At 71.6% G+C, this 23,820-nt stretch carries 20 protein-coding genes; 14 read left to right on the top strand and 6 right to left on the bottom strand.

Annotation, left to right across the window (positions count from 1 at the left end; genetic code table 11):
• The first annotated feature begins 184 nt into the window (after window positions 1–184).
• Complete coding sequence (locus OG408_RS37425; RefSeq protein ID WP_285564502.1) at window positions 185–2,005, top strand: ABC transporter ATP-binding protein; 1,821 nt, start codon at window positions 185–187, stop codon at window positions 2,003–2,005.
• Between the two features lie 56 nt (window positions 2,006–2,061).
• On the opposite strand, the gene OG408_RS37430 is transcribed toward OG408_RS37425, so the two are convergent.
• Complete coding sequence (locus OG408_RS37430) at window positions 2,062–3,045, bottom strand: LuxR family transcriptional regulator (RefSeq protein WP_285564501.1); 984 nt, start codon at window positions 3,043–3,045, stop codon at window positions 2,062–2,064.
• 178 nt (window positions 3,046–3,223) lie between these two features.
• Between OG408_RS37430 and OG408_RS37435 the strand changes: the two genes are divergently transcribed.
• The 3 genes from OG408_RS37435 (at window position 3,224) to gap (ending at window position 6,790) form a co-directional block, all read left to right on the top strand.
• Window positions 3,224–4,636: an aminopeptidase P family protein gene (locus OG408_RS37435; protein ID WP_326673962.1), complete on the top strand. Its 1,413-nt coding sequence runs from the start codon at window positions 3,224–3,226 to the stop codon at window positions 4,634–4,636.
• A gap of 77 nt (window positions 4,637–4,713) precedes the next feature.
• On the top strand, window positions 4,714–5,670 hold the full coding sequence (locus tag OG408_RS37440) for a GlxA family transcriptional regulator (protein WP_285564499.1): 957 nt from the start codon (window positions 4,714–4,716) through the stop codon (window positions 5,668–5,670).
• Between the two features lie 121 nt (window positions 5,671–5,791).
• The gene (gap, locus tag OG408_RS37445; RefSeq protein WP_326673963.1) at window positions 5,792–6,790 is read left to right on the top strand and encodes a type I glyceraldehyde-3-phosphate dehydrogenase; all 999 of its coding nucleotides are present in this window, start codon (window positions 5,792–5,794) and stop codon (window positions 6,788–6,790) included.
• 96 nt (window positions 6,791–6,886) lie between these two features.
• Here the strand turns inward: gap and OG408_RS37450 are convergent, their stop codons facing one another.
• From OG408_RS37450 to OG408_RS37460, 3 genes are all read right to left on the bottom strand, one after another.
• A complete protein-coding gene (locus tag OG408_RS37450; RefSeq protein ID WP_326673964.1) occupies window positions 6,887–8,131 on the bottom strand; it encodes a cytochrome P450 family protein in 1,245 nt (414 codons plus the stop codon).
• A gap of 193 nt (window positions 8,132–8,324) precedes the next feature.
• Complete coding sequence (locus OG408_RS37455; protein ID WP_326673966.1) at window positions 8,325–9,326, bottom strand: NEW3 domain-containing protein; 1,002 nt, start codon at window positions 9,324–9,326, stop codon at window positions 8,325–8,327.
• 44 nt (window positions 9,327–9,370) lie between these two features.
• Window positions 9,371–10,819 (bottom strand): Gfo/Idh/MocA family protein, encoded by a 1,449-nt coding sequence (locus OG408_RS37460; RefSeq protein WP_285564496.1) that lies wholly within the window; start codon window positions 10,817–10,819, stop codon window positions 9,371–9,373.
• Between the two features lie 219 nt (window positions 10,820–11,038).
• Between OG408_RS37460 and OG408_RS37465 the strand changes: the two genes are divergently transcribed.
• From OG408_RS37465 to OG408_RS37485, 5 genes are all read left to right on the top strand, one after another.
• Entirely contained in the window at window positions 11,039–11,377 is a 339-nt protein-coding gene (locus OG408_RS37465) for a YciI family protein (RefSeq protein WP_326673967.1), read from the top strand.
• Window positions 11,378–11,382: 5 nt separating this feature from the next.
• Window positions 11,383–12,537: an RNA polymerase sigma factor gene (locus tag OG408_RS37470; protein WP_326673968.1), complete on the top strand. Its 1,155-nt coding sequence runs from the start codon at window positions 11,383–11,385 to the stop codon at window positions 12,535–12,537.
• Window positions 12,538–12,613: 76 nt separating this feature from the next.
• Entirely contained in the window at window positions 12,614–13,171 is a 558-nt protein-coding gene (locus OG408_RS37475; RefSeq protein WP_326673969.1) for a YceI family protein, read from the top strand.
• Between the two features lie 83 nt (window positions 13,172–13,254).
• Entirely contained in the window at window positions 13,255–13,698 is a 444-nt protein-coding gene (locus OG408_RS37480) for an ester cyclase (protein WP_326673970.1), read from the top strand.
• Between the two features lie 251 nt (window positions 13,699–13,949).
• Window positions 13,950–14,372 (top strand): hypothetical protein, encoded by a 423-nt coding sequence (locus OG408_RS37485; RefSeq protein ID WP_326673971.1) that lies wholly within the window; start codon window positions 13,950–13,952, stop codon window positions 14,370–14,372.
• Here OG408_RS37485 and OG408_RS37490 read toward each other — a convergent pair.
• Window positions 14,351–15,136, bottom strand: a complete 786-nt coding sequence (locus tag OG408_RS37490) for an MmyB family transcriptional regulator (protein WP_285564490.1) — start codon at window positions 15,134–15,136, stop codon at window positions 14,351–14,353. The two genes, OG408_RS37485 and OG408_RS37490, sit on opposite strands and share 22 nt — an antisense overlap.
• A 264-nt stretch (window positions 15,137–15,400) precedes the next feature.
• On the opposite strand from OG408_RS37490, the gene OG408_RS37495 reads away from it, so the two are divergent.
• The gene (locus OG408_RS37495) at window positions 15,401–16,276 is read left to right on the top strand and encodes an eCIS core domain-containing protein (protein WP_326673972.1); all 876 of its coding nucleotides are present in this window, start codon (window positions 15,401–15,403) and stop codon (window positions 16,274–16,276) included.
• A gap of 24 nt (window positions 16,277–16,300) precedes the next feature.
• Here the strand turns inward: OG408_RS37495 and OG408_RS37500 are convergent, their stop codons facing one another.
• On the bottom strand, window positions 16,301–17,641 hold the full coding sequence (locus tag OG408_RS37500; protein ID WP_326673973.1) for a COG1470 family protein: 1,341 nt from the start codon (window positions 17,639–17,641) through the stop codon (window positions 16,301–16,303).
• Between the two features lie 228 nt (window positions 17,642–17,869).
• On the opposite strand from OG408_RS37500, the gene OG408_RS37505 reads away from it, so the two are divergent.
• From OG408_RS37505 to OG408_RS37520, 4 genes are all read left to right on the top strand, one after another.
• A complete protein-coding gene (locus OG408_RS37505; protein WP_326674651.1) occupies window positions 17,870–18,487 on the top strand; it encodes a response regulator transcription factor in 618 nt (205 codons plus the stop codon).
• Between the two features lie 326 nt (window positions 18,488–18,813).
• The gene (locus OG408_RS37510) at window positions 18,814–20,871 is read left to right on the top strand and encodes an HYR domain-containing protein (protein ID WP_326673974.1); all 2,058 of its coding nucleotides are present in this window, start codon (window positions 18,814–18,816) and stop codon (window positions 20,869–20,871) included.
• Window positions 20,872–20,887: 16 nt separating this feature from the next.
• A complete protein-coding gene (locus OG408_RS37515; protein ID WP_326673975.1) occupies window positions 20,888–21,667 on the top strand; it encodes a DUF4255 domain-containing protein in 780 nt (259 codons plus the stop codon).
• A complete protein-coding gene (locus OG408_RS37520; RefSeq protein WP_326673976.1) occupies window positions 21,664–23,736 on the top strand; it encodes an ATP-binding protein in 2,073 nt (690 codons plus the stop codon). Before OG408_RS37515 ends, OG408_RS37520 begins: the two co-directional genes overlap by 4 nt.
• Window positions 23,737–23,820: the final 84 nt, after the last annotated feature.

Genomic DNA, 23,820 nt, shown 5'->3' on the forward strand with positions numbered 1-23,820 from the left:
GGCACCTCGCCCGACCCTCCTCATACCCCCACCGACGCACCGCCGCGAGCCGCGCCGGGGCTCTCACATCGCGCGCGCCGTGTGCCGCGGGACCGCCGGGCGAGGCAGTCGACCGAACCGAACCTCCGCGCGCCCGGTGAGTCCGGCAGCTCACCCCGCAGCCGCACAACCACACAGGGTTGATATGGGATCGCCTCAATCGCACGAAGCTCCGGGCAGGGGCTCCGTGCTCCTCGCCCTCCGGTACTACGGACGGGAGCTGGCCCGCCGAAAACGGGTGACGCTCCCCGCGATGCTGCTGCCCGCACTGGGCAACATCGGCATCAACTACGCCGCGCCGCTCGTCGTCGCGAAACTCGTCGGGCACATCGCCGGCGACCACGACACCTCGATCGCATCGATGCTCCCCTACGTCCTCGGCTTCGCGGGCGTGCTCCTCCTCGCCGAGGCGTTCTGGCGCGTCGGCCTGCACTTCCTGAACCGCCTCGCCGCCCACTCCATCGAGCACCTGTACGTGACGGGCATGGACGAGCTGTACGCCAAGGACTCCTCGTTCTTCCACGACAACTTCGCCGGATCGCTCACCAAGCGGGTCCTGAGCTTCGCCTCCCGCTTCGAGGACTTCGTCGACACGCTGACGTTCTCCGTCGTGGGCAGCTTCGTGCCACTGGCGTTCGGATCGGTGGTGCTCTGGCGCTACGAACCGCTCCTCGTCGTCGGACTGCTGGCGATGATCGCGGTGACGGGGCTGGGCGTCGCCCCTCTCATCCGCCGCCGTCAGGTCCTCGTGGGCCGGCGTGAGGCGGCCATCGCCCGGGTGTCCGGCCACGTGGCCGACAGCCTGATGAACATGGACACGGTCCGGGCGTTCGCCGCCGAGAAGCGCGAGGCCGCCGAACACCGGTCCCGCGTGGCGGAGTCGCGGCGTCTCACCCTGCGTTCCTGGGACTACGGCAACCTCCGCATCGACACGCTGGTCGCGCCGATGTCCGTACTGACCAACGCCTTGGGCCTGTTGCTCGCCGTCGCCCTGGGCGGCGGCGGCAACGGTGTGGAGGCGGTGGTCGTCGCCTTCATGTACTACTCGAACGCGACCCGGATCATGTTCGAGTTCAACCAGATCTACCGCCGGCTGGAGAGCTCCATGACGGAGGCCGCCCAGTTCACCGAACTGCTGCGGACACCGCCGGCCCTGCGCGACCCCGAGTCGCCGGAACCCCTGCTGACCCGGGCCGCCGACGTCCGCTTCGAGCAGGTGACGTTCGCCCATGCCGGTGCGCAGCCCCTCTTCGAGTCCCTCGACCTCTCCGTGCCCAGCGGTACGAAGATCGGCCTGGTCGGCCGGTCCGGCGGCGGCAAGACGACACTCAGCCGGCTGCTGCTGCGGATGACGGACATCGACGGTGGCCGCATCCTCATCGGGGGCCAGGACATCAGCAGACTGCGCCAGGCCGACGTGCGCGGCATGATCGCGTACGTGCCGCAGGACCCGGCGATGTTCCACCGCACCCTGCGGGACAACATCGCCTTCGCCCGGCCCGACGCCACCGACGCCGACATCCGCCGCGCGGCCAAGGCCGCGCACGTCACGGAGTTCGCCGACGCGCTGCCCGAGGGCTTCGACACGATGGTGGGGGAGCGCGGGGTGAAGCTGTCCGGCGGACAGCGCCAGCGGGTCGCCCTCGCCCGGGCGATCCTGCGCGACGCGCCGATCCTGCTCCTCGACGAGGCGACGAGCGCCCTGGACTCGGAGAGCGAGATCCTCGTCCAGGAGGCGCTGTGGCGGCTCATGGAGGGGCGGACGGCGCTCGTGGTGGCGCACCGGCTGAGCACGGTCGCCACCATGGACCGGCTCGTGGTCCTGGACCGCGGCCGGATCATCGAGCAGGGCACGCACCACGAACTGCTCGCGTCTCACGGCGCCTACGCGAAGCTGTGGCAGCACCAGTCGGGCGGCTTCCTCGACGCCCCCACCCCGCAGCCGCAGCGGGCCGACCTGCGCTGAGACCGCGCGGACGCGGCCGGACCCGGGAGGGGGAGTCCGGCCCCGGCCGCCGCGGGTCACAGCCACCCGGCGCGCTGTGCCTGCAGCGCCATCTGGAAGCGGTTCGCGGCACCGAGCCGGGCCATCAGGACCGCCAGCCGGCGGAACAGAGTGCGGCGGCTGATCCCCATCTCGCGGGCGATCACGTCGTCGCTCGCGCCGCCCGCCAGGAGCCACAGCAGCCGGCGGTCCGCGGGTGGCAGACCGCCCGGCCGGGTCGCGTGGCCGTGGAACGGCAGGGCGTTCTGCCAGGACTGCTCGAACAGGGCCACCAGGGCGGAGAGCAGCCCGCACGGCTGCACGACCAGCGTCGTGTTGTGCACGTCGGCCTCCCTGATCGACAACGACACGAGGGCGTAGGCGTCGTCGATGATCAGGAGCTTGACCGGCACCGATGGCAGGACCCTCGCCTGCTCGCCGGCCTTGATGCACGGTTCGATGACGTCCTTGAGATGGCCCGGATGCTCCAGCGACTCCCGCGAGTACACGACCCGCTGGGTCACTCCGCGGGCGAGCGTGGCCAGCGCGTCGTCCGTCGCCCCGGGCAGCGGGATGTACGGAGGCGACTCGAACTGCCGGATCTGCGCCCGGGCACTCGCCCACGCCTGACGGGTCCTGGGGCCGACGGCGTCCCCCGTGACGACCTCGACGAGATGGTCGTTGTACGCGGCCAGCCGCTGCCGCCGGAACGACTCGAACGCGCCCCCGACCGCCAGGCGCGACTCCTCGACCTCGGCCGCCCGGTGCCGGGCCAGGATCTCCAGGCCCGCGGCGGGCGGAACCGGGGCCACCACGTCCTCGCCCTCCCCGGCGGCACTGGCCAGACCCGCGTCGACCAGCGACGCGTACGCCGTCGCGAGTTCCGCACGCCCCAGACCGGACGCGGAGCCGATCGCGGCAAGCGGGGCGGGGGCCAGCTCCAGCAGTGCCAGATAGACCCGGCGCGCCTCCGGACCGATGCCCAGCAGCCGCAGCGCCTCATCGAGTCTCGCGTTCGTCATACCCGGCATTATCGACGGTTTCCGCCCGGCTCGTGGCCGATCTGTGCCAGTGGCGGCTCCGGGCGCCACACGCGTGTGCGCCGGGATACCGTCCGTGAACCGCCGGCAGCGAGGGCCGGACGGGGCCTTCCCCGGTTGCCCTCGCCCCCATGAACCCATCCCGAAGAAGGAGCACGACGTGGCGAAGGGCCGAAAGAACGGTCTCTACTCAGGGATCTCCGAGGAACTCTCCGCCCTCATGCGGACCGGCTGGGCTGACACCGAGCAGCACGACCTGCCGCCCGGCGAGCAGGCCCCGTACGCGGCCGGCCGCCGCGCCGCCCTCTCCGCGAGCTTCCCCGGCGAACGCCTCGTGATCCCCTCCGGCGGTCTCAAGGTCCGGTCGAACGACGACACCTACCCGTTCCGCCCGTACTCGGGCTACGTCCACATGACGGGCGACCAGGCCCGGGACGGTGCCCTCGTCCTCGAACCGCGCGCGGAGGGCGGCCACGACGCCTACTGCTACCAGCTGCCGCGGGACAGCCGGGACAACGACGAGTTCTGGACCGGTCCCACGGCGGAGCTGTGGATGGGCCGGCGCCGCTCCCTCGCCGAGTCCGAGCGCGTCCTCGGTCTGCCCTGCCGCGACGTCCGCACGGCGGCGCGCGACCTGGCGGCCGCCTCCGGCGCACCGACCCGGATCGTGCGCGGTATCGACCCGTCCCTGGAGGACGCACTCAGCACCGACGAGGGGCGCGACGCGGACCTCGAAGAGGCGCTCGGCGACCTGCGCCTGATCAAGGACGAGTGGGAGATCGGCGAGCTCCGCAAGGCGGTGGACTCCACCGTGCGCGGATTCACCGACGCGGTCGGCGAGCTGTCCGGCGCGGTCGCCTCGTCCGAGCGGTGGATCGAGGGCACGTTCCTGCGCCGCGCACGCCTGGAGGGCAACTCCGTCGGCTACGGAACCATCTGCGCCGCCGGTGACCACGCCACGATCATGCACTGGACGGACAACGACGGCCCGGTGCGCCCGGGCGAGCTCCTCCTGTTCGACGCGGGTGTGGAGACGCACACCCTCTACACCGCCGACGTCACCCGCACCCTGCCGATCAGCGGCACCTTCACGCCGCTGCAGCGCAAGGTCTACGACGCCGTGTACGAGGCGCAGGAAGCCGGCATGGCCGCCGTCAAGCCGGGCGCCGCGTACCGCGACTTCCACGAGGCGGCCCAGCGCCACCTGGCCGTCCGGCTGGTCGAATGGGGCTTCATCGAGGGCCCGGCCGAGCGCGCCTACGAGCTCGGGCTCCAGCGCCGCTTCACCATGGCGGGCACCGGTCACATGCTCGGCCTGGACGTCCACGACTGCGCGCAGGCCCGGCACGAGGAGTACGTCGGCGGCGTGCTGGAGCCCGGCATGGTGCTCACCGTCGAACCCGGTCTCTACTTCCAGCCCGACGACCTCACCGTGCCCGAGGAGTGGCGCGGCATCGGCGTCCGGATCGAGGACGACCTGCTCGTGACCGCCGGGGGCCACGAGAACCTGTCGGCCGGCCTGCCCCGCTCGGCGGACGACGTCGAGGCGTGGATGGCCCGCGTCGCGGGCTGAGGACGGGGGAGCACACGCGGCTGCCCCGGGCCCGGCTCGTTCGCCGGGGCGGTCGCACTCCTCGTACCCTGATCACCGTGCCCGCCTCCCGCCTCCACCGCACCGCCGTCCTCGTCCTCGAAGGCGCGAAACCGCTCGATGTCGGGATTCCCGCCCAGGTGTTCACGACGCGCGCGAGCATGCCGTACGAGGTGCGGGTGTGCGGAGCGGCGCCCGGCCTGGTGACCGGTGGCGACGGCCTCTCGTACCACGTCGCCGACGGGCTGGACGCGCTGGAGTGGGCCGATATCGTGTTCATCCCCGGCTACCGGTTCCCGGACCGTGACGACCCGCCGCGGCCCGTCGTCGAGGCGCTCGTCGCCGCCCACGACCGGGGCGCGCGGCTCGCCGCCATCTCGACGGGCGCCTTCGCCCTGGCCGCCACCGGTCTGCTCGACGGCAGACGGGCCACGACGCACTGGCACTACACGGGGGCGCTGGCCGCCAAGCACCCACTCGTCAGGGTCGACGAGAACGTGCTGTTCGTCGACGAGGGCAGCGTCCTGACGTCGGCCGGCGCCGCCTCCGGGATCGACCTGTGCCTCCACATCCTGCGCAAGGACCTCGGCGTGGCCGCCTCCAACCACGCGGCCCGGCGGCTGGTGGCAGCGCCGTACCGCAGCGGCGGACAGGCGCAGTACGTCCCGCGCAGCGTGCCCGAGCCGCTCGGCGAGCGCTTCGCCGCCACCCGCGAATGGGCGCTGCACCGGCTCGGCGCCCCCCTCACCCTGGAGGCCCTCGCCCGGCATGCGGCGGTCTCACCGCGCACGCTCTCCCGGCGCTTCGTCGAGGACACCGGCTACACCCCGATGCAGTGGGTCATGCGGGCCCGTGTCGACATGGCCCGTGAGCTGCTCGAACGGTCGGAACACAGCATCGAGCAGATCGCCGCCGAGACCGGACTGGGCACCGGGACGAATCTGCGGCTCCACTTCCAGCGCATCCTCGGCACCACCCCAAGCGAGTACCGGCGCACGTTCGCCAGCGGCGAGTAGCGGGCGGCGCGACCAGTGGCGCGCACGGTGGCGCGATCCTTTCGAACCGTGGCGCTCTCGCCGCTGCCGGGGAGCGGTACGACGAGCGAACCTGGGTGACGAGACGAAGGGACACTCACTCATGACTCGCATCGCCATCAATGGATTCGGCCGCATCGGACGCAACGTGCTGCGCGCCCTGCTGGAGCGTGCCAGCGACCTGCAGATCGTCGCCGTCAACGACCTCACCGAGCCCGCCACCCTGGCGCGGCTGCTGGCCTACGACTCGACGTCGGGCCGGCTGGGCCGCCCGGTGACGCTCGACGGGGACGTGCTCGTCGTCGACGGCCACCGCATCAAGGTCGTCGCCGAGCGCGAGCCGGCACAGCTGCCGTGGGCCGCTCTCGACGTGGACATCGTGCTCGAGGCGACCGGCCGCTTCACCTCGGCCAAGGCCGCCCGCGCCCACCTCGACGCCGGCGCGAAGAAGGTACTGGTCAGCGCGCCGTCCGACGGCGCCGACGTCACCCTCGCCTACGGCGTGAACACCGACGCCTACGACCCGGCCCTGCACACGATCGTCTCGAACGCCTCGTGCACGACCAACGCGCTCGCGCCGCTGGCCTCGGTGCTCGACCGCCTCGCCGGCATCGAGCACGGCTTCATGACGACGGTGCACGCCTACACGCAGGAGCAGAACCTGCAGGACGGCCCGCACCGCGACCCCCGCCGCGCCCGCGCCGCCGCCGTCAACATCGTGCCGACCACGACCGGCGCCGCCAAGGCGATCGGCCTGGTCCTGCCGAACCTCGAAGGCAAGCTGTCGGGCGACTCGATCCGCGTACCCGTGCCGGTGGGATCGATCGTCGAGCTCAACACGACGGTCGCCCGCGACGTGACGCGCGACGAGGTGCTGGCCGCCTACCGCGCCGCCGCGGACGGACCGCTCGCCGGCGTCCTGGAGTACTCCGAGGACGCGCTCGTCTCGTCCGACATCACGGGCAACCCGGCCTCGTCGATCTTCGACTCGGCCCTCACCCGTGTCGACGGCCGCCACATCAAGGTCGTCGCCTGGTACGACAACGAGTGGGGCTTCTCGAACCGTGTCATCGACACGCTCGAACTCCTCGCCCGCGGCTGACCGCTCCCCAGGCCCCGCGTCCTGCCGTCCCCGAGGTCCCGCACACGGAAGCGGGGCCTCGTTCCGGGGCGGCGGCGCCGTCCCGGAACCGCGGTCTCAGCCCCGCAGCCGCACCGGCAGCCTCGCCACGCCGTTGCCCACGAACGAGGCATGGCGCGGCAGTTCGTCCTCGGGCACGGCGAGATCGAGGCCGGGGAAGCGCGCGAACAACTGGTCGAGCGCGATGGTCGCCTCCATCCGGGCCAGCGGCGCACCCATGCAGTAGTGGGCGCCGTGCCCCAGGGAGAGGTGCCGGGTCCCGCCCTCGCGGGTGACATCGAAGCGATCGGCGCCCGCCCCGTGGGCCTTCGTGTCGCGTCCCGCCGCGGAGTAGCCCGCGAGCACCGGCGTCCCCTTGGGAATCAACGTGCCGGCCAGCGTCAGGTCGCGGGTGGGATAGCGGAACGGGAAGTAGCTGACCGGGCTGTCCCAGCGCAGCGTCTCCTCGACCACGTCCGCCCAGCTCGCCCGGCCCGACCGGACCAGGGCGAGCTGGTCCCGGTGCGTGCACAGGGCGCGGACGGCGTTGCTGATCAGGTTGAGCGTCGTCTCGTGCCCGGCGATGATCGTGAGCATCAGCGTGCCGATCAGCTCGTGCGGGCCGAGCCGGTCGCCGTCCTCCTCGCGGGCGGCGATCAGCGCGCTGGTGAGATCGTCCCCGGGACTCTCCGCCCGGCCGGCGGCGACCGCGCTCAGCACCTCCACCATCTCCCGGTTGGCGGCCATCGCCTCGGCGGGGCCGATGTCGGTGGAGACGATGAGGTTGGACAGCCGGTGCAGCCGGTCGTGGTGGCCGGCGTCCACGCCCAGCAGTTCGCAGATGACGCCCATCGGCAGCGGCAGCGCGAAACGCGCCCGCAGATCGACGACACCGTCCACGGCCGCGCCTTCGAGACCGTCGAGGAGCGATGCCGTCAACGCCTCGATGCGCGGCTGCAGTTCCTCCACGCGCCGCGCGGTGAACGCCTTGCTCATGAGGGACCGCAGCCGCCGGTGGTCGGCCCCGTCCGCCGTGGTCATCCCCTGCACCGTGGCGAACGTCTTCAGCGGCCAGCCGTCGGCGATCAGCCCGTCCTGGAGCGTCGCGAAGTGCCGCGCGTTCTTCGCGACGTCCGGGTGCGCGAGGAACTCCTTGAGCGCGTCGTGTCCCAGGACCGCCATGCCCTCCACCTCACCGGGCAGGACCACCGGTGTGACGGCTCCCTGTGCGAGCAGCCGGGCATTGGCCGCGTGCGGGCAGCCGCCCGCGGGGTCGAGACGGTGCGGCGGGAGCGCCGCGGCGTTCACCGGTGACGTGTTCAACAGGGCTCTCCAGCTGCTCGGTCGGATGATCGCGGAGCCACGAGGGGAAGCCCCCTTCGTCCGGGGGGTGCACCGAACTCCCCTTCGTAACAGGGCGCATGAAGAGCCTAGACCAACACGGCGGGCGGAAAAGGGGAGCGGGCCCGCCGCACATGGCGACGGGCCCGCGGGTTCTTCGCAACTGCGGCAGGCGTCAGGGGGCGATCGCCATGTCGAAGACGTGGACGTTCGCGTTGGCCGGGAGGACCACGAAGTCGACGGTCCTGGACGGGTCCAGCGGAACCGAGTTCGCGAAGACGCGGTACTTCACCGTGGCGTTGCCGTATCCGTCGGGCCGGTTGCGGCCGTCCGTCGACCTGACCAGCGTCGCGCCGTGGGCGTCGGCCGGGTCGAAGGACCAGTTCGGGAAGCCGAACGACCCCGAGGCGGACGTGCCGTCGGTGTAGAAGACGGTGGCGGTGCCGGTGGCCCCGCTGCCGACGCCGGAGCCCAGGAACACCAGACCGGAGCCCTTCCCGGCCAAGCTGACGGCCTGTCCGGAGCTCGACACGTTGTCCTTCGTGCCGGCCGGCACATCGGGCCACGTCAGGGTGGCACCCAGCGCGTCGACCTTCGCGCCGGGCGTCAGACCGGCCGAGGCGAGCTTCTGCGCCGAGAAGGTGTTGCCCTCACCGTCGTAGTTCCCCGCCGTCGGCGCGGACTCGTCGGTGATCGCGACACCGTTGTACGCCGCCGCCAGATTCGCCTGCGGGGAACCGGAGCGCTCGGTCCGGGTACCGGTGGCGGTGCCGAGGCCGTCGCCGCCCTGGTACGTGGCCGTCGCCGTGAACGTACGGATCACGAACCCGGACCGCTTCTCCGGCACCTGGATCCGGAACGTCGCCGAGGCCGATGCTCCTGTCGCCAGGGACCCGGACACGCTCTGCACGGAGGGCTGCACCGCCCATCCGACGGGCCCGGCGAAGGCCACCTTGAGTGAACGCAGGCGCTGCGGCGCGGAGTTCTTGACGGTCACCTGCACCGTCGAGATGGCCGGTCCGTCGAGATCCACGGCGGAGACGGTCACCTCCGTCCGCGCCTCGGAGGCCGCCGCGGGCGGCGCGGGCGCGGCCGAGGCGGCCTGGGCGGGAACGAGCAGGAGAGCTGCCGCCGCGGTGGCGGCTCTCAGCGGGGTCATCAGTCGGGCCGGTCTCATGGCTGCTCCTCGGAGGCGGAGGCGGAGGTCTGGCGGGGAGGTCATCAGGCGACGGGGGGCATCTCGGTGGTGCGCGAGTCCAGACCGGTGCGCAGATTCACCCACGAGCCGCGGGTGAAGTCCGGGATGTCGACCGGACGGCCCTTGGCGGCAAGGGACTTGACGCTCAACGGGACGGGGGCGCACCACGCCGCCGAGTCGTACACATCGATGTCCGGAACCAGCCCGGCACGCATCAGCTGGACCGTGCGCCACTGCAGGACGTAGTCCATGCCGCCGTGACCGCCGTTCTCGGCCTCGTCGCCGAGCTCCTTCCACAGCCAGTGGTCGAACTCCTTGCGGTACGCGTCGAAGTCGCGCCAGGTGTCGCCGCCGTGGTCCGGCTCGACGTAGATGCGCGCGCCCGTGGGCGAGGTGCCCGCGTAGTCCTCGAAGATGCCCCGGCTGCCGACGAGCGAGTTGATCCGGCTGTACGGGCGGGGCGAGCTCACCGCGTGCTCGGCGCGGATCGTGCGGCCCTTCGCGGTCTCGATCTGGCAGGTGACCAGATCGCCGTTGATGTACGTCTCCTTCCACGACGGGTGGGACTTGGGCAGGAACCGCTCCCGGTAGTCGGCGAGCCCCTTCGGTTCCGTCGCGGTGGCCGCGAGGGTGGTCAGCCGGTCGCCGCGGTTGATGTCCATGGCCGCGGCGATGGGGGCCAGTCCGTGCATGGGGTAGAAGGAGGCGGTGGAGCGGGTGTGCCAGAGCCGGCGCCAGGAGTCCGTGTAGTAGGTGTCGGAGAAGAGCAGGGACCGCAGGTCGTGGAGGTAGCCTCCGTGCCCGTTGGTGACATCACCGAACAGACCCTCGTGCGCCATCTTCAGCATGGCCAGCTCGTTGCGTCCGTAGCTGCAGTTCTCCGACAGCATCAGGTTCTTGCGGGTGCGCTCCGAGGTGTCCACGAGGTCCCACAGCTGGTCGAGCTCGGTCGCGATGGGGAGCTCGACGACCACGTGCTTGCCGGACAGGAGCGCGGCCCGGCCCTGCTCGTAGTGGAACTCCCAGGGCGTCGCGATGTAGACGAGGTCGATGTCGTCGCGCTTGAGCATCTCGGCGTACGAACCGTCCGAGCCGCCGAACTCCGCCGGTCGCGGGTTGCCCGCCGCGACCAGTTGGTCGGCGGTGCGCTTGGCACGGTCGGCGCGGATGTCGCAGACCGCCGCCACGACGCAGCCGGGGATGACGGACCAGCCCGTGGTCATTCCGGAGCCGCGGTTGCCGAGCCCGATGACGCCGACGCGGACCGTCGCGTGCGGTTCGAAGGGCACGTTGATCATCGACTTCTGGCCCGCGCGCCGACGAGGGGTCGCGGCTTGGCCGAGTACGGACGCGGGGGCGGTGGCGGGAGCCGCGGAAGCGCCGGCCGCCGATCCGATTCCGACGGCGAGCGCCCCCGTGGCCAGCGTTCCTCCCAGGACCAAACGGCGTGAGACTGCAGGGATTTCAGGCATGCGACAACGCTCCTCGTTACGCGACCGGGCATCACTGGCGGGGTCGACTCTCGCCGGAACGTCGGTGACATGTCAAGAGTTGCTCACCATCGCCGAGTTTCGAGCATTAGTGAGCATTCGATCGACCCGGGTCTGTCCGGAAGTCATGACGACGGACCGTCCCCTACGCTGCTGCTCGTTCGTCGTGTGGGTGAGAACCCACTCACTCCGGAGGATGCGATGCAGTACGCCCTGCTGATCTATGCGGCGCCCGACCAGGAGGATGCGCTGTCGGACGCCGAACGCGAGGCGGCGTACGCCGAGTACCTGACGCTGGCCGAGGACCCGCGGAGCGTTGCGGCCGCACAGTTGCAACCGGTCGAGATGACGACCGGTGTACGGGTGGCCGGTGGCCGCACCCTGATCACGGACGGCCCGTTCGCCGACACCAAGGAGGCGCTCGGCGGGATCTGCCTGATCGAGGCGGCGGATCTGGACGAGGCGATCGAGACGGCGTCGCGCGTTCCCGCCGCACGCTACGGCGGCATGGTGGAGATCCGGCCGGTGGTGCGGCGCTGACCGCGTTGGAGGAGGTCTTCCGGGACGAGTGGGGCCGGGTGCTGGCCGCACTCGTCGGGTATCTCGGCGACTTCGACCGGGCCGAGGACGCCACGCAGGAGGCGTTCGCGATCGCGGCCGAACGCTGGCCCGGATCGGGCGTGCCCGACCGGCCGGGGGCCTGGCTGGTGACGACCGCCCGCAACCGGGCGATCGACCGGATCCGCCGGGACCGCACCCTGGCCGAGAAGATCCGCCTGCTGCCGGCACCGGAGGCCGTCATGGACGCGTTCGACGACACCGTGATCAAGGACGAACGCCTGGAGCTGATCTTCACTTGCTGCCACCCCGCACTGCCGCCGGAGGGGCAGGTGGCGCTCACGCTGCGGGCCCTGGGCGGCCTGGAGACCGCCGAGATCGCCCGGGCCTTCATGGTCTCCGAGGAGACCATGAAGCGGCGGCTGACGCGGGCCAAGGCGAAGATCAGGGCGACCGGAATCCCGTTCGCCGTCCCCGGCGCCCACCTGCTCCCGGACCGTCTCGACGCGGTCCTGGCCGTCCTCTACCTGATCTACAACGAGGGCTACCGGGGCCGGGTCGACCTCGGGGCCGAAGCCATCCGCCTGGGGCGGGTGCTCGCCGATCTCATGCCGGACGAGCCGGAGACGCACGGGCTGCTGGCACTCATGATGATCCACCACGCCCGGCGGCACGCCCGGTTCGCCGGCGAGGATCTCGTACTGCTCGACGACCAGGACCGCTCGCTGTGGGACATGGACCGGATCGCGGCGGGACGGGCGGTGCTCGACCGCGCCTTCGTGCTCGGCGGGCGCGGCGCCTATGTCGTACAGGCCCTGATCGCGTCGATGCAGACACGGCAGCCGGTCGACTGGCCGCAGATCGCCGCGCTGTACCGCCGCCTGGTCGAGCTCACCGGCTCCCCGGTCGTCGAGCTCAACCACGCCGCGGCACTCGCCCAGGCCGGCGACCCCGCCGGGGCGCTGCGCGCCGTCGACCGGCTGGACCTGGACGGATACCTCTACTACCACTCGACCCGGGGCGAACTGCTGCGGCGGCTCGGCCGGCCGGCGGAGGCCCGGGACGCCTACCGCCGGGCTGCCGAACTGGCCACCACGACGCCCGAGCGCCGGTTCCTGAACCGGCGGATCGAAGAATCCTGACCCGGGCCGTCCCCCCGGGGCCGGCCCGTTCGTCGTCCGGGTGAGAGGGAGAACCCACTGATCCATGGAGGACGTCGTGAGCACCGCCCCAGCCACCGCGGCGATTCCGGGATACCTGGCCGGCACGTGGCGGGCCGACCCGGACCGCTGCGAGGTCGCCTTCTCCCTGCGGTACCTCACGTTCGGCACGGCACGCGGCCGGTTCACCGGGTGCGACGCCACGATCGTCACGCGCGAGGAGCCCCGGGCCTCGGCGGTCACCGCGACGGTCGACGTCGCGTCGATCGACACGGGCAACGAGAAGCGCGACAAGCACCTGCGCTCCGCCGACTACCTCGATGCCGAGAACCATCCGACGATGAGCTACCGGTCCACCGGAATCCGCCGGAGCGCCGACGGCTGGACGGTCGACGGCGAGCTGACGCTGCACGGGGTCACCCGCCAGGTACCCCTGGCCGTCGAGCCGGACGGCTTCGGCCCGGGCCCGTCAGGCGGGCAGCAGGCCGGTTTCACCGCGACCGCGCGCATCGACCGGCGCGACTTCGGGATCACCGCCCGGACCGACGGGGGAGGCGTCCTGGTCGGCAACAAGGTGTCGATCCGCCTGCTGGTCCGGGCCGCCCTCGTCAGGTAGCGACCCGGGCCGGGCTCCCGAGTGACGCGGGCCGTCACTCCGTACACGACCTCAGGAGAGGCAACATCCTCAGGAGAGGCAACATGTCGACAGAGCAGGAAACCCGCAACAGAGCGGCATTCGACCGCTTCCACGACGCGACGAACAGCGGGGACCCGGACAACATCGCGAGGACGGTCGACGAGGTCGTCGCCCCGGACGTGCTGTTCCACGCACCGCTGCCGGGCGACCGGACGGGTGTGCAGGCGATCAAGGAGGTGTGGACGGTGCTGCTCCGCGCCTTCCCCGACATCCAGGTCGCGGCCGAGGACGTGATCGCGCACGGGGACCGGATCGTCAGCAGGCAGACCGTGACCGGAACCCACCGGGGCGAGTACCGCGGTATGCCGCCCACCGGCAGGTCCGTCAGGTACGGCGAGATCTTCATCCTCCGCTTCGAGGGGGGCCGCATCGTGGAGATCTGGGGGGTGGTCGACGTCCTCACCCAGCTGCGACAGCTCGGCATGGCCCCCGCAAGCGCTGCGTGAGCGCGGATACGGCGAGGACGACGGGTCAACGAGGTTGCGGGGTGCGGCGGGAGGTCCGGCCCACGGCTGTCGCGCGGTCGGCGGAGGTCGAGGAGGACGAAGCAGCTCAGTGAGGAGCCGAGTCCCGGCCGGTCAGCAAGGTCTGGCCGGCACGGGCGCCGCTTCCGCCCATTCCCGGCAGGGAATTGCCGCTGTCGCGGGCCCGGCGCAGGATCGTGTCCGAAGCGATCCACCGGGCAAGGAGTGCACACGTGACCGAGAGTGACCCGCAGGACCTGGCCGACCGCTACATCGCCCTGTGGGTGGTACCGGATGCCGGCGAACGCCGTGCGGCCATCAAGCAGTTGTGGGCCGAGGGCGGCACCCACTTCCTTCAGCCTCCCGTGGAGATGCGGGAGACCGCGGCAGGACTCGGCTTCGACCGAACGGCTTTGACGGCCCAGGGCGTCGATGCCTTCGAGACCCGCGTGGCGCGCAGCCACGAGCAGTTCGTCAAGGAGGCGGGACTCACCTTCCGCTCGCGCGGTGACGCCGTACGCCTGCACGACATCGTCAAGTTCTCCTGGGAGACGGTGTCCACCGGCACCGGCGACGTGGTGGGCGGCGGTCTGGAGATCCTGGTGCTCGACGACCACGACCGGATCACGGCCGACTACATGTTCCCGGGGGCCTGACCGGGAGCCGGTCCCGCCGGGATCGTCTGCCGGGCCGCTGACGCGAGGGCGTCGGCGGTCTCCTGGTCGGCCGGCAGGAACGCCTCCAGTCTCAGTTCGGCGAGCGTCACGTCGACGGCGGTGGCGAAGGTCGTCACCGTCGTCATCAAGCGCAAATCGCCCAGCGATGAGCGGAGTTGGAGGGGAACGGCGAATCCGAGCTGACCGGAGGAATGATCCGGGCCGGGGACGTATCCGGCGAGTTCGTCGCGGAGTTCCTTCAGATGACCGAGGCCGGCGAGGATGTGGCGTCCCCATTCGGAGAGGTTGCGGATGCGGGGAGCCAGTCCGTCGGGGTGAAGGGCGAGGCGGTAGACGTTCCTGCCCGGGCCGACCAGCTCGGGGGCCGCACCCTCGGTGAGGAGACCGAAGGCGGAGTTCGAGGCGACCAGGTCGCCGGCCCGGTCCACGACCAGGGCCGGGTAGGGCAGATGGCCGTACAGAATGCGGTCGATCGCCGCCCGTACCGGGGCCAGTTCCGGTCCGTCGATCGAACCCTCCGGGTACGCGGGCGCGTACCCGGCCGCCAGGAGCAGGTCGTTGCGCTCGCGCAGCGGCAGCTCCAGCGACTCGGCCAGCCGTACGACCATGAGCCGGCCCGGGGCAGACCTTCCGGACTCGATGAAGCTGAGGTGGCGCTGAGTGGTTCCCGCCCGGAGTGCCAGGTCGAGCTGGCTGAGCCGGAGACGGGTGCGGCGGTCGCGTAACGCGCGGGGGAAGTCCACGGGCCCGTTGTACCGGTGCGGGAGGATTCAGGTCCATTCCCCGCAGGGAATGAGCGGGGCGTCTCCCGGCTCACCGGCCGTGCGCGGAGCGGCCGTTCGTCCCGGCGGGCTGCCCGAAGAGGCAGTGCCGGATGCCCCGGCCCCGTCGGAGGCGGGCTGGACGGGGCAGGGAATCTGCCGTGATGGTGGAGAACCGGCAGGAGGAGCGGGCCACTGCGGTCCTGCGTGGTGCACGCCCGCGACGGTGCGGCCAGGGAGACGGTGATGAGCGCACAGGACCACGGCCATCCGCACGAACAGGACGCCGGGCGGGAGCACCACGCTCCGCCGCGGGAGGGCGAGTACGACCCGGGGCGCGGGCACGGGGAGCACCTGCACGGTGCGGCCGCCGTGGCGCAGCGTGCGGCGGACACCTGGGAGAGGGGTGCGGACACGCACCACCTCCTCCGGGCGGCGGCCACCGGCCGGGCCGATGTCGTCGGAACAGCCGGCATGGGAATCCTCCAGCGGACGGTCGGAAACGCCGCGCTCGGCCCGATGATCCAGCGCTCCAGGGCGGCGGGAACACCCGAACGGGCCGAGGACGAACCGCGGTCGCCGGTCCACGACGTCATCTCCTCATCGGGCGGCACCCCACTGGACACGGACACCCGCACGGATCTGGAGAACCGGATGGGCGCGGACTTCTCCGACGTACGCATCCACAACGACTCCTCCGCGCACGAGTCGGCCAAGGGCGTTGGCGCGCACGCGTACACCGTGGGGAACAACGTGGTCTTCCAGCGTGACGCCTACGACCCCGCGTCACCGCAGGGACGCACGACGCTGGCGCACGAGCTGACCCATGTGATCCAGCAGCGCAGCGGACCCGTCGAGGGTACGGAGGCGCCCGGAGGCATCCGGGTCAGCGACCCATCGGACCGGTTCGAGCGCGAGGCCGTGGCGAACGCGGACCGCGTGCTGGCCGATCCGGCGCCGGCGGCCGCCCCGGCCGCCGCGCCGACCGTCGCATCCGCCCCCGCCGTGCAGCGGGCCGCCACCGAGGACGAGGACGAGCAACCGGCCGACGTGCAGGGCTCGTTCGTACAGCGGGCGCAGGAGAGCGGCGCGGAGGAAGAGGAGGAGACCCCGCCGGCCTGAGCGCCGCGCCGGCATCTGCCCCGGTCAGCCCGCGGAGTCGGCGCGCATCGTGCCGCCGAGGAAGAGCGACTCCGAGCACCGCGAGGGTGTGCGTGCGGCGACCGGCTTGCCGACCTTCCGGCAGTCGATCGTCATGGTGACCTTGCCCCCCGCCGGGACCAGGATCGGCGTCACGAAGTGGTAGTCCGAGTCACGGAAGTTCTCCAGCCCGAGGCTCAGCACACTCGTGTTCGACCCGGCGGAGACGACGACCGTTCCGGCATCTCCCTGCGGGTTCTGGACGACGATGTCGGTCAGCTGGAACGTGTGGCCGTCCGGCACCTGGAGGGCGGCCGCGGAGTTGGTGCCACCGCCCACCGAGTCCCTGACCCGGACCTGCGCACTCGTCGGAGTGGCCGCCCCGGCACCCGCTTCCGAACCGGCCTCGGCGGAGGGGCTCGGCGTGGGCTTCGAAGCGCCGCCGCCCGACCCCGCCCCGGCGGAGTCACCGGTCCCGGCATCGGCGCCGGCCCCCGCCGCGTCGCCCTGCTGCGGCGCCTTGCTCTTGTCGGCCGCGGCGGCGGAACGTACCGCCTCGGGGGTGACCGCCTCCCGCGCCGCGGACTTCACGGCCGGCCGCAGCAGCGCGTACCAGAGCCCGACCAGGGCGATCAGCAGAACGGCCGCCGTGATGAGGGCCCGCGGCAGCCAGCGCGGCAGGATGGGCTCCTGCTGGTAGGAGCCGTCGACGAGGACCGGTTCGACGGGCTCCTGGCCCTCGGCCACCTGCGTGGCGGCGAACACCTGGAAGGGGTGCGTCACCGGCGTACCGCGCCAGATCCGCTTGGCGGGCCGGACCCGCAGCCGGCCGAACTCCGCCTGCCCGGGCGCGATCAGCAGCTCGGGCGCGACGAACGCGACCCGGGCGAGCTCGGTCCCCGGCTGTGCCCCCAGCCGCACCGTCACCGGTGTGTTGCCCAGGTTGTCGACGGCGAGCTGGTGCCGTCCGCGCCGTGAACCGTGCGAGCTGCGCGGGACCAGTTCGGCCGTCGTCGCGGTGAACGGCAGCACGGTCACCCGGCCCTCCGGCACCACCGTCCCGCTCTGCTCGCCGGTGGGTACCACCCGTACTCCGAACGGGGTCTCACCGGCGGGAACGGTCGCATCGCGGGGCGGCCGCAGCACCAGTGACACGGTCCCGGAGTCGCCGGGGTACAGGGACAGGACCGCCGGCTCGACCGCCGACCAGGCGGCGCACGCACCGACCACCTCGAAGCGGTACTCCTCGACGGTCGGGCCGGAGTTGCGGACCTGAAGGGGGACAGCCGTCTCCTCGCCCGGTGCGGCGTTGACGGACGAGGCGTCGAGACTTGCCGTGAGACTCATACCGCGGACCGTAGAGTCGGCGGAGCCATCGAACATCGGCCTCGAAGGAACACTTTCGGGCAGATCCCATGCCCCTGACACTCTTTTAGTTTCCCTTTTCGAAGCCAAGGGCATCTTCTGACCGCCTCATGACCAATGAGGCGTACGCGAACGGCTGTGAGGCGTGTGCGTGTTGTGGCTTCCAGCTGTCGCCCGAGGGGGAGCATCGGCATGGAACACAAGGAACGCATGACGGTCGCGTTACGGGCCCAGGATCCGATCTCGCAAGCAGGTGTGGCCAGCCAGTTGAGGGCCCGCCCCGAGGTCAATGTCATGGAATGGGGCGAGGGCGAGAACGCACCCCAGGTCGTCGTCATGGTCGTGGACTCGGTCGACGAGGACGTGTTGCGGACGCTGCGCAATATTCAGCGCACCAGCGACTCCCGCACCGTGCTGGTCACCACGGACATCGATGAGCAGAAGCTCGTGAGCGCGGCGGAGTGCGGGGTCGCCGGCGTGATCAGGCGGTCGGAATCCACGCCGGAACACCTGGTCCACGTCATCGCGACGGTCTCCCGTGGCGAGGGCCATCTGCCCTCCGACCTGCTGGGAAGGCTCCTCGCGGAGGTGGGCAGGCTCCAGGGACAGGTGCTGGGACCGCGCGGTCTCCACTTCACCGGTCTGGCGGCGCGCGAGGTGGACGTGCTGCGTCTGGTGGCCGAGGGATACGACACCGCGGACATCGCCACGAAACTGGCCTACTCCGAACGCACGATCAAGAACGTGCTGCATTCGGTGATGACCCGGCTCCAATTGCGGAACCGTTCCCACGCGGTGGCGTACGCGATGCGCCAGGGTCTGATCTGACTTCTCCGGCACCCCGCACCCGGCTGTTCCACTTCCGGAATCCGCCGAGTTGATCCCTTTCACGTGATCTCCCGGACCCGTTTCCCGGAAGTGATCTTTCGGAGTGATACTTAGCGGTGATCTCTCGGAATGATCCATTGGATCCATTTCCTGGGCCGGCCGGGCGTGCGCTTTCGCGGAATTGCCCCAAAGGGCAATTCCGGCTACCCGGGGAAGTGGCTCGCCTTCCGCTGTGGGCGGCAGGTCCCCGCGGGATCGTGTGGGCGCGGCTCTTGGCTGAGAGGGTCCGGGTGCGGGGGAGGAATGCGGTGCGGTGGTTCCAGCCGGTGAAACGGTCACGCGGACTCGTGGGCGCGCGCCGTTCGGCGGCGCTGGTCCTGCTCCTCCTTGCTGCCGGAGTCGCCCCCGCGTCGACCGGGTCAGGCATGGCCCGGGCGGTCCCGGTGCCACCCGATCCGTGGGTCACTCCGGCGAGCGTCCACGAAGCCCTCGATCCGGGCGGCTCGACGGGGGTGGACAAGCAGGTGCGCACACCGGCCATCCCGCCGAAGCCGGATGTGGTGCTGCTGGTGGACGGGACCGGAAGCATGGGTGTCCCGATCGACAACGTGAAGTCCGGCCTGAAGTCCATCACCGACGCGGTACGCGCCGAGCAGCCGGACTCCTGGTTCGCCGTGGCCACCTACGGTGACGAGAAGGACGACCCGACGGCGGAGTTCGCGGTCCTCCAGGGCCTCACCGACAACCTGAGCGACGTCCAGCACAAGGGCGTCGACGAACTCGGCACCGGCCGCGGGTTCAAGAGCAAAGGACCGTCGGAGGACTGGATCTACGCCCTGTGGAAGGTGGCCAACGGAGCGGACGGCGGGACGGCGTTCAGGGCGGGGGCCAGCCCGGTCGTCGTCCTCGTCGGAGACGCGTCGAGCCACAACCCGAGCAACGGGATCCGCTACGAGGACGCGGTGTTCGCCCTCCAGGACAAGGGCGTACGGGTCATCGCCGTCGACGTGACGACCGCGGACGGCGACGGCCTCAACGGGAACGGCTACTCGAGCGACACCTACCAGGACCCGTATCACCAGCCCGACCAGGCCAAACGGATGGCCGCGGCCACCAACGGGCGGATGCTGAACGGAATCCCCGGCGACGGGGTGTCCGATGCGATCATCGAGGGCCTCAACAACCTTCCCACCGCGGTGGGTTACCGCCTCGACAACTGTGACCCCCACCTGACCGTCGCCCTCGACCCGCCCACCGTTCAGCTGACCAGTGGCGAGACCGCGCACTTCGCGGAGAACATCGACGTCTCGGCCGACGCGCCGCAGGGCACGACCCTCACCTGCACCGTGCAGTTCCTGCTCGGCACCCAGGTGCCGGGAACGGACACCATCGGGCCCGCCGCAGCCGCCGATCCCGACTTCCAGCAGCAGATCAGCATCGACGTGAACGACATCGACGCCCCGGTCGTCACCGTCGACGACCGCATCGCCCGGCCCGAGAACGACGACGGGGCACGCATCCGCTACACGGCGACGGCGACGGACGCCAACGACGGGACCCTGCCCGTGGTCTGCACCCCCGCCTCCGGATCGTTCTTCCCCGTCGGAACGACCACGGTCACCTGCTCGGCCACGGACGCGGCGGGCAACACCGGAACGGACACGGCACGGTTCGAAGTGCTGAAGCCGCCGCCACCGGGGAAGCCCCCGACCCCGCCGGGGCCGCTGCCGCCCGCGTCCGAGATCGCGGTCAAGGTGGACGTCAGCCCGGACCGCACCTACGTCACCCGCCCGGCCCGCGCCCGCTTCACCGTCACCAACGCCGGCCCGGACACGGCCAGGGGAGTCGTCATCGGCGCGACCTGGCCGGCCCCGACCGCGGCGAAGGACCGGAGCCTGCCCGCACTCACCCGCTGCACGGCCGCCGAGCCGTGCACGATCCCGGCGGGCGGCCGGATCGAGGTGACGCAGCCGGCGACCTACCGTGCGGCGATCACCGGTGACGTACGGGCCACGGTGCGCGGCACGGTCCCGGACCACCGCACCGCGAACAACCGGGACACGGACCGGTTGCGTGTCCTGAAACCGGCCCTCACCGTCACCCCGCAGGTCGCCAGACCGGGACAGCCCGTGCTGGCCCGGGGGAGGGACTATCCGCCCGGCGAGACCGTGAACCTCACGTGGGACATCGGCATCACGGCCGACCGCTCTGGCGTGAGAGTGGCCCGCGACGGCACGTTCGAGGTGCAGATGCTCGTGCTGCGCAAGGACACGCTCGGCCCACGCGTCCTGCGCGCGGGCATCCGCAGCCTTCCCCGGTTCCAGAGGCCGGTCCTGGTGGTCCAACGCAACCTGCAGCCACCGGACTTCAAGGGCCGGACATGAGAGAGGCCGTCTCCGGATGATCCACGAGGTGGACGACGTACTGCGCTCCCTGATCCGGGCCGAGGTGCTGGAGGGCGGCCAGATCGCGGTGGTCTTCGACGCCCCGACGCGTGAATGGGCGGCCAAGGTGAACGCCCCGATGGTCAACCTCTACCTCTACGACATCCGCGAGGACATGCGGCGGCGCGAGCGTGGACTCCACAACGAGTACGACGAACGGGGCGCCGTCGTGGCACGCCGCCGTCCGCCCCGCTACTTCAAGCTGTCGTACCTGATCACGGCGTGGACGAAGCGCCCGGAGGACGAGCACCGCCTGCTGTCCTCCCTGATCTCCTGCCTGCTGGCGTACGAGGCCCTGCCCCCGGAGAGGCTGGCCGGCTCCCTCGCCCGGATCGGGGCCGCCGTCCCGATGTCGATCGCGCTGCCGCCGCCGGAGGACCGCTCGTTCGCGGACGTGTGGAGCGCGTTGGGCGGTGAGCTGAAGCCCTCGCTGGACCTGGTGGTGAGCGTCCCGGTCACTGCCTCGCCGACCTACACGGCGGGCCCGCCGGTGGGGGAGGAGGGGCTCCAGGCGCACGTCGGGGACGTACCGCCGCCCGTGGAACCCCAGCGCCGCGATCCGATGCCGGGACGCGACGGCCTCCCCGTGTACGGCAGTCGCCCCGGGCGGCCAGCACCGGAGTCGGCACCCGCCTCCACGGAGCCCCGTCGCGGCCTGGCCCTCCGGATCACCGAGACCCGCCGCGCGGAGGACGGCCGTACGGAGGACGGCCGTACGGAGGGCAACTCCGCATGACACCACCCCCCGGGCACCACCCCGCCGACGACCCGAACCTGCGCCATCTGCTGGCCCGAGCGGTGGACGTCGAGCGGCGCATCCGCCATGCGGTCGAGGTGAGGCAACGCACGGATCCGGACCCGGAGGACGGGTTCCGGGGGCTGTACCTCACGGACGAGAACATCGCGAGGCTGCTGGAGGGGGACGGAGGGCGGGAATTCCCCGAACCCCCGGCACAGGGCGACGTCGGCCCTTCCGGGAGCACGGACTCCCGCCTCACCACACTCCAGGCCGACTTCGGACTCACCGCGCTCGACATCGACATCCTTCTCATCGCGCTGGTCCCGGATCTGGACGACCGCTTCGAGGCGTTCTACGGCTACCTCAACGACGACGTGACCCGCCGCCGCCCGTCGATCGGCCTGGCGCTCGGCCTGTGCGGCCGGTCCCCGGCCGACGCGGTGGCGCGGGGCCGGCTGGCGGCGCGCGCCCCGCTCCGTCGGGCCGGCCTGCTCCTGGCCGAGGACCTGGACCGCCCGTTCCTGAGCCGGGCCCTGCGCGTACCGGACCGGATCACGGCCCACCTCCTGGGCGACGACACGAGGGACCCGCGCCTCGCGGACCTGCTCGCGCCCTGGCACGCGATGGCGGGCGTTGGCGATCCCGCCCCCCTGGCACGGGTCCTCGCCGACGGACTCCCGCTCGCCTACCTGAGCGAGGACCAGGGCGGGGCGGGAACGGCCCTGGCCGCATCGGCACTCACGCTCGCGGGCCGGGACGTCCTGGGCCTGGACCTGAGCCGCCTGGCGGAGGACCCGGCCCCGCCCGACGCGGTACGGTCCCTGGTCCGCGAGGCACGACTCACGAACGCGGGCCTGGTCTGCGCCCCGCTGGACGCGCTGTCCCGCGAGCACCCGCAACTCCTCAGACTGCTCACCGGCACACCCGTCCAGACCGTCATGGTGGGCAGAGCGCCGTGGGACGCGTCCTGGTCGACGGTCCCGCCGCTGCTGCTGCACGCCCCGAGGGTGGAACCGTCGGCACGCGGCGCACTGTGGAGCGACGCGTACGCACACACGACATCGACCCCGATCCCACCGTCCCTCGACCCGGACCACCTCCTGGCCCCCTTCCTCCTCACTCCCGAGCAGGTCACGGGCGCGGCCCGCAGCGCGGCGCAGACGGCGCAACTGGACGGAGGAACGCTCACCCCGGACCACGTACGCCAGGGAGCCCGCGCCCAGAACGCGGCAGGCCTGGACCGCCTGGCCCGCCGCATCGAACCGGCGGTCACCTGGAACGACCTGGTCCTCCCACCGGACGCCCACACCCAACTCCGCGAACTCACCGCCCGCGCCCGCCACCGCGACCGCGTCCTGGGGGAGTGGGGCATGCGGCCGGGAGGGGGCAGGGGCCGGGGCGTATCAGCGCTCTTCGCAGGCGACTCCGGCACGGGCAAGACGATGTCGGCGGAAGTGATCGCGGCCGATCTGGGCCTGGACCTGTACACGGTCGACCTGGCGACGGTCATCGACAAGTACGTCGGCGAGACGGAGAAGAACCTGGAACGCATCTTCACGGAAGCGGCGGGCGTCAACGGCGTGCTGCTCTTCGACGAGGCGGACGCGATCTTCGGCAAGCGCTCGGACGTGAAGGACGCGCACGACCGCTACGCGAACGTCGAGAGCGCGTACCTCCTGCAACGCATGGAGTCCTTCGACGGCCTGGCCATCCTCGCGACCAACCTCCGCGCCAACCTCGACGACGCCTTCACCCGCCGCCTGGACCTGGTCATCGACTTCCCGGTCCCGGACCCGGAGCAACGCCTGGTGCTCTGGGAGCGCTGCCTGGGCACGGTGCTCCCGCGCGGAACGGATCTCGATCTCCCGTTCTGCGCCGAGAACTTCGAGCTGGCGGGCGGCAACATCCGCTCGATCGCGGTGACGGCGGCGTACCTGGCGGCGGACACGGGGGGCCCGGTGACGATGACGACGCTGATCCATGCGATCCAGCGCGAGTACCAGAAGCTGGGGAGGCTGACGCTGGCTTCGGAGTTCGGGCCGTATCTGGGGTTGGTGCAGGGGTGAGGGGCGAGGGCCGGCCGGCTTCCCCTGGGCCGCCTGACACATCCCTCCGCGTGTTCCCTTGCGCGGGCCGGTGGATGACGCCAC

The organism is Streptomyces sp. NBC_01257 (genome assembly GCF_035917255.1).
Lineage (GTDB): Bacteria > Actinomycetota > Actinomycetes > Streptomycetales > Streptomycetaceae > Streptomyces.

Excerpts from the sequence above, each read along its gene's own strand:
- OG408_RS37495 (WP_326673972.1), top strand. The coding sequence starts at position 15,401 with ATGAGCGCACAGGACCACGGCCATCCGCACGAACAGGACGCCGGGCGG.
- OG408_RS37500 (WP_326673973.1), bottom strand. The coding sequence starts at position 17,641 with ATGAGTCTCACGGCAAGTCTCGACGCCTCGTCCGTCAACGCCGCACCG.
- OG408_RS37430 (WP_285564501.1), bottom strand. The coding sequence starts at position 3,045 with ATGACGAACGCGAGACTCGATGAGGCGCTGCGGCTGCTGGGCATCGGT.
- OG408_RS37520 (WP_326673976.1), top strand. The coding sequence starts at position 21,664 with ATGACACCACCCCCCGGGCACCACCCCGCCGACGACCCGAACCTGCGC.
- OG408_RS37460 (WP_285564496.1), bottom strand. The coding sequence starts at position 10,819 with ATGCCTGAAATCCCTGCAGTCTCACGCCGTTTGGTCCTGGGAGGAACG.
- OG408_RS37480 (WP_326673970.1), top strand. The coding sequence starts at position 13,255 with ATGTCGACAGAGCAGGAAACCCGCAACAGAGCGGCATTCGACCGCTTC.
- OG408_RS37455 (WP_326673966.1), bottom strand. The coding sequence starts at position 9,326 with ATGAGACCGGCCCGACTGATGACCCCGCTGAGAGCCGCCACCGCGGCG.
- gap (WP_326673963.1), top strand. The coding sequence starts at position 5,792 with ATGACTCGCATCGCCATCAATGGATTCGGCCGCATCGGACGCAACGTG.
- OG408_RS37515 (WP_326673975.1), top strand. The coding sequence starts at position 20,888 with ATGATCCACGAGGTGGACGACGTACTGCGCTCCCTGATCCGGGCCGAG.
- OG408_RS37465 (WP_326673967.1), top strand. The coding sequence starts at position 11,039 with ATGCAGTACGCCCTGCTGATCTATGCGGCGCCCGACCAGGAGGATGCG.
- OG408_RS37425 (WP_285564502.1), top strand. The coding sequence starts at position 185 with ATGGGATCGCCTCAATCGCACGAAGCTCCGGGCAGGGGCTCCGTGCTC.
- OG408_RS37505 (WP_326674651.1), top strand. The coding sequence starts at position 17,870 with ATGACGGTCGCGTTACGGGCCCAGGATCCGATCTCGCAAGCAGGTGTG.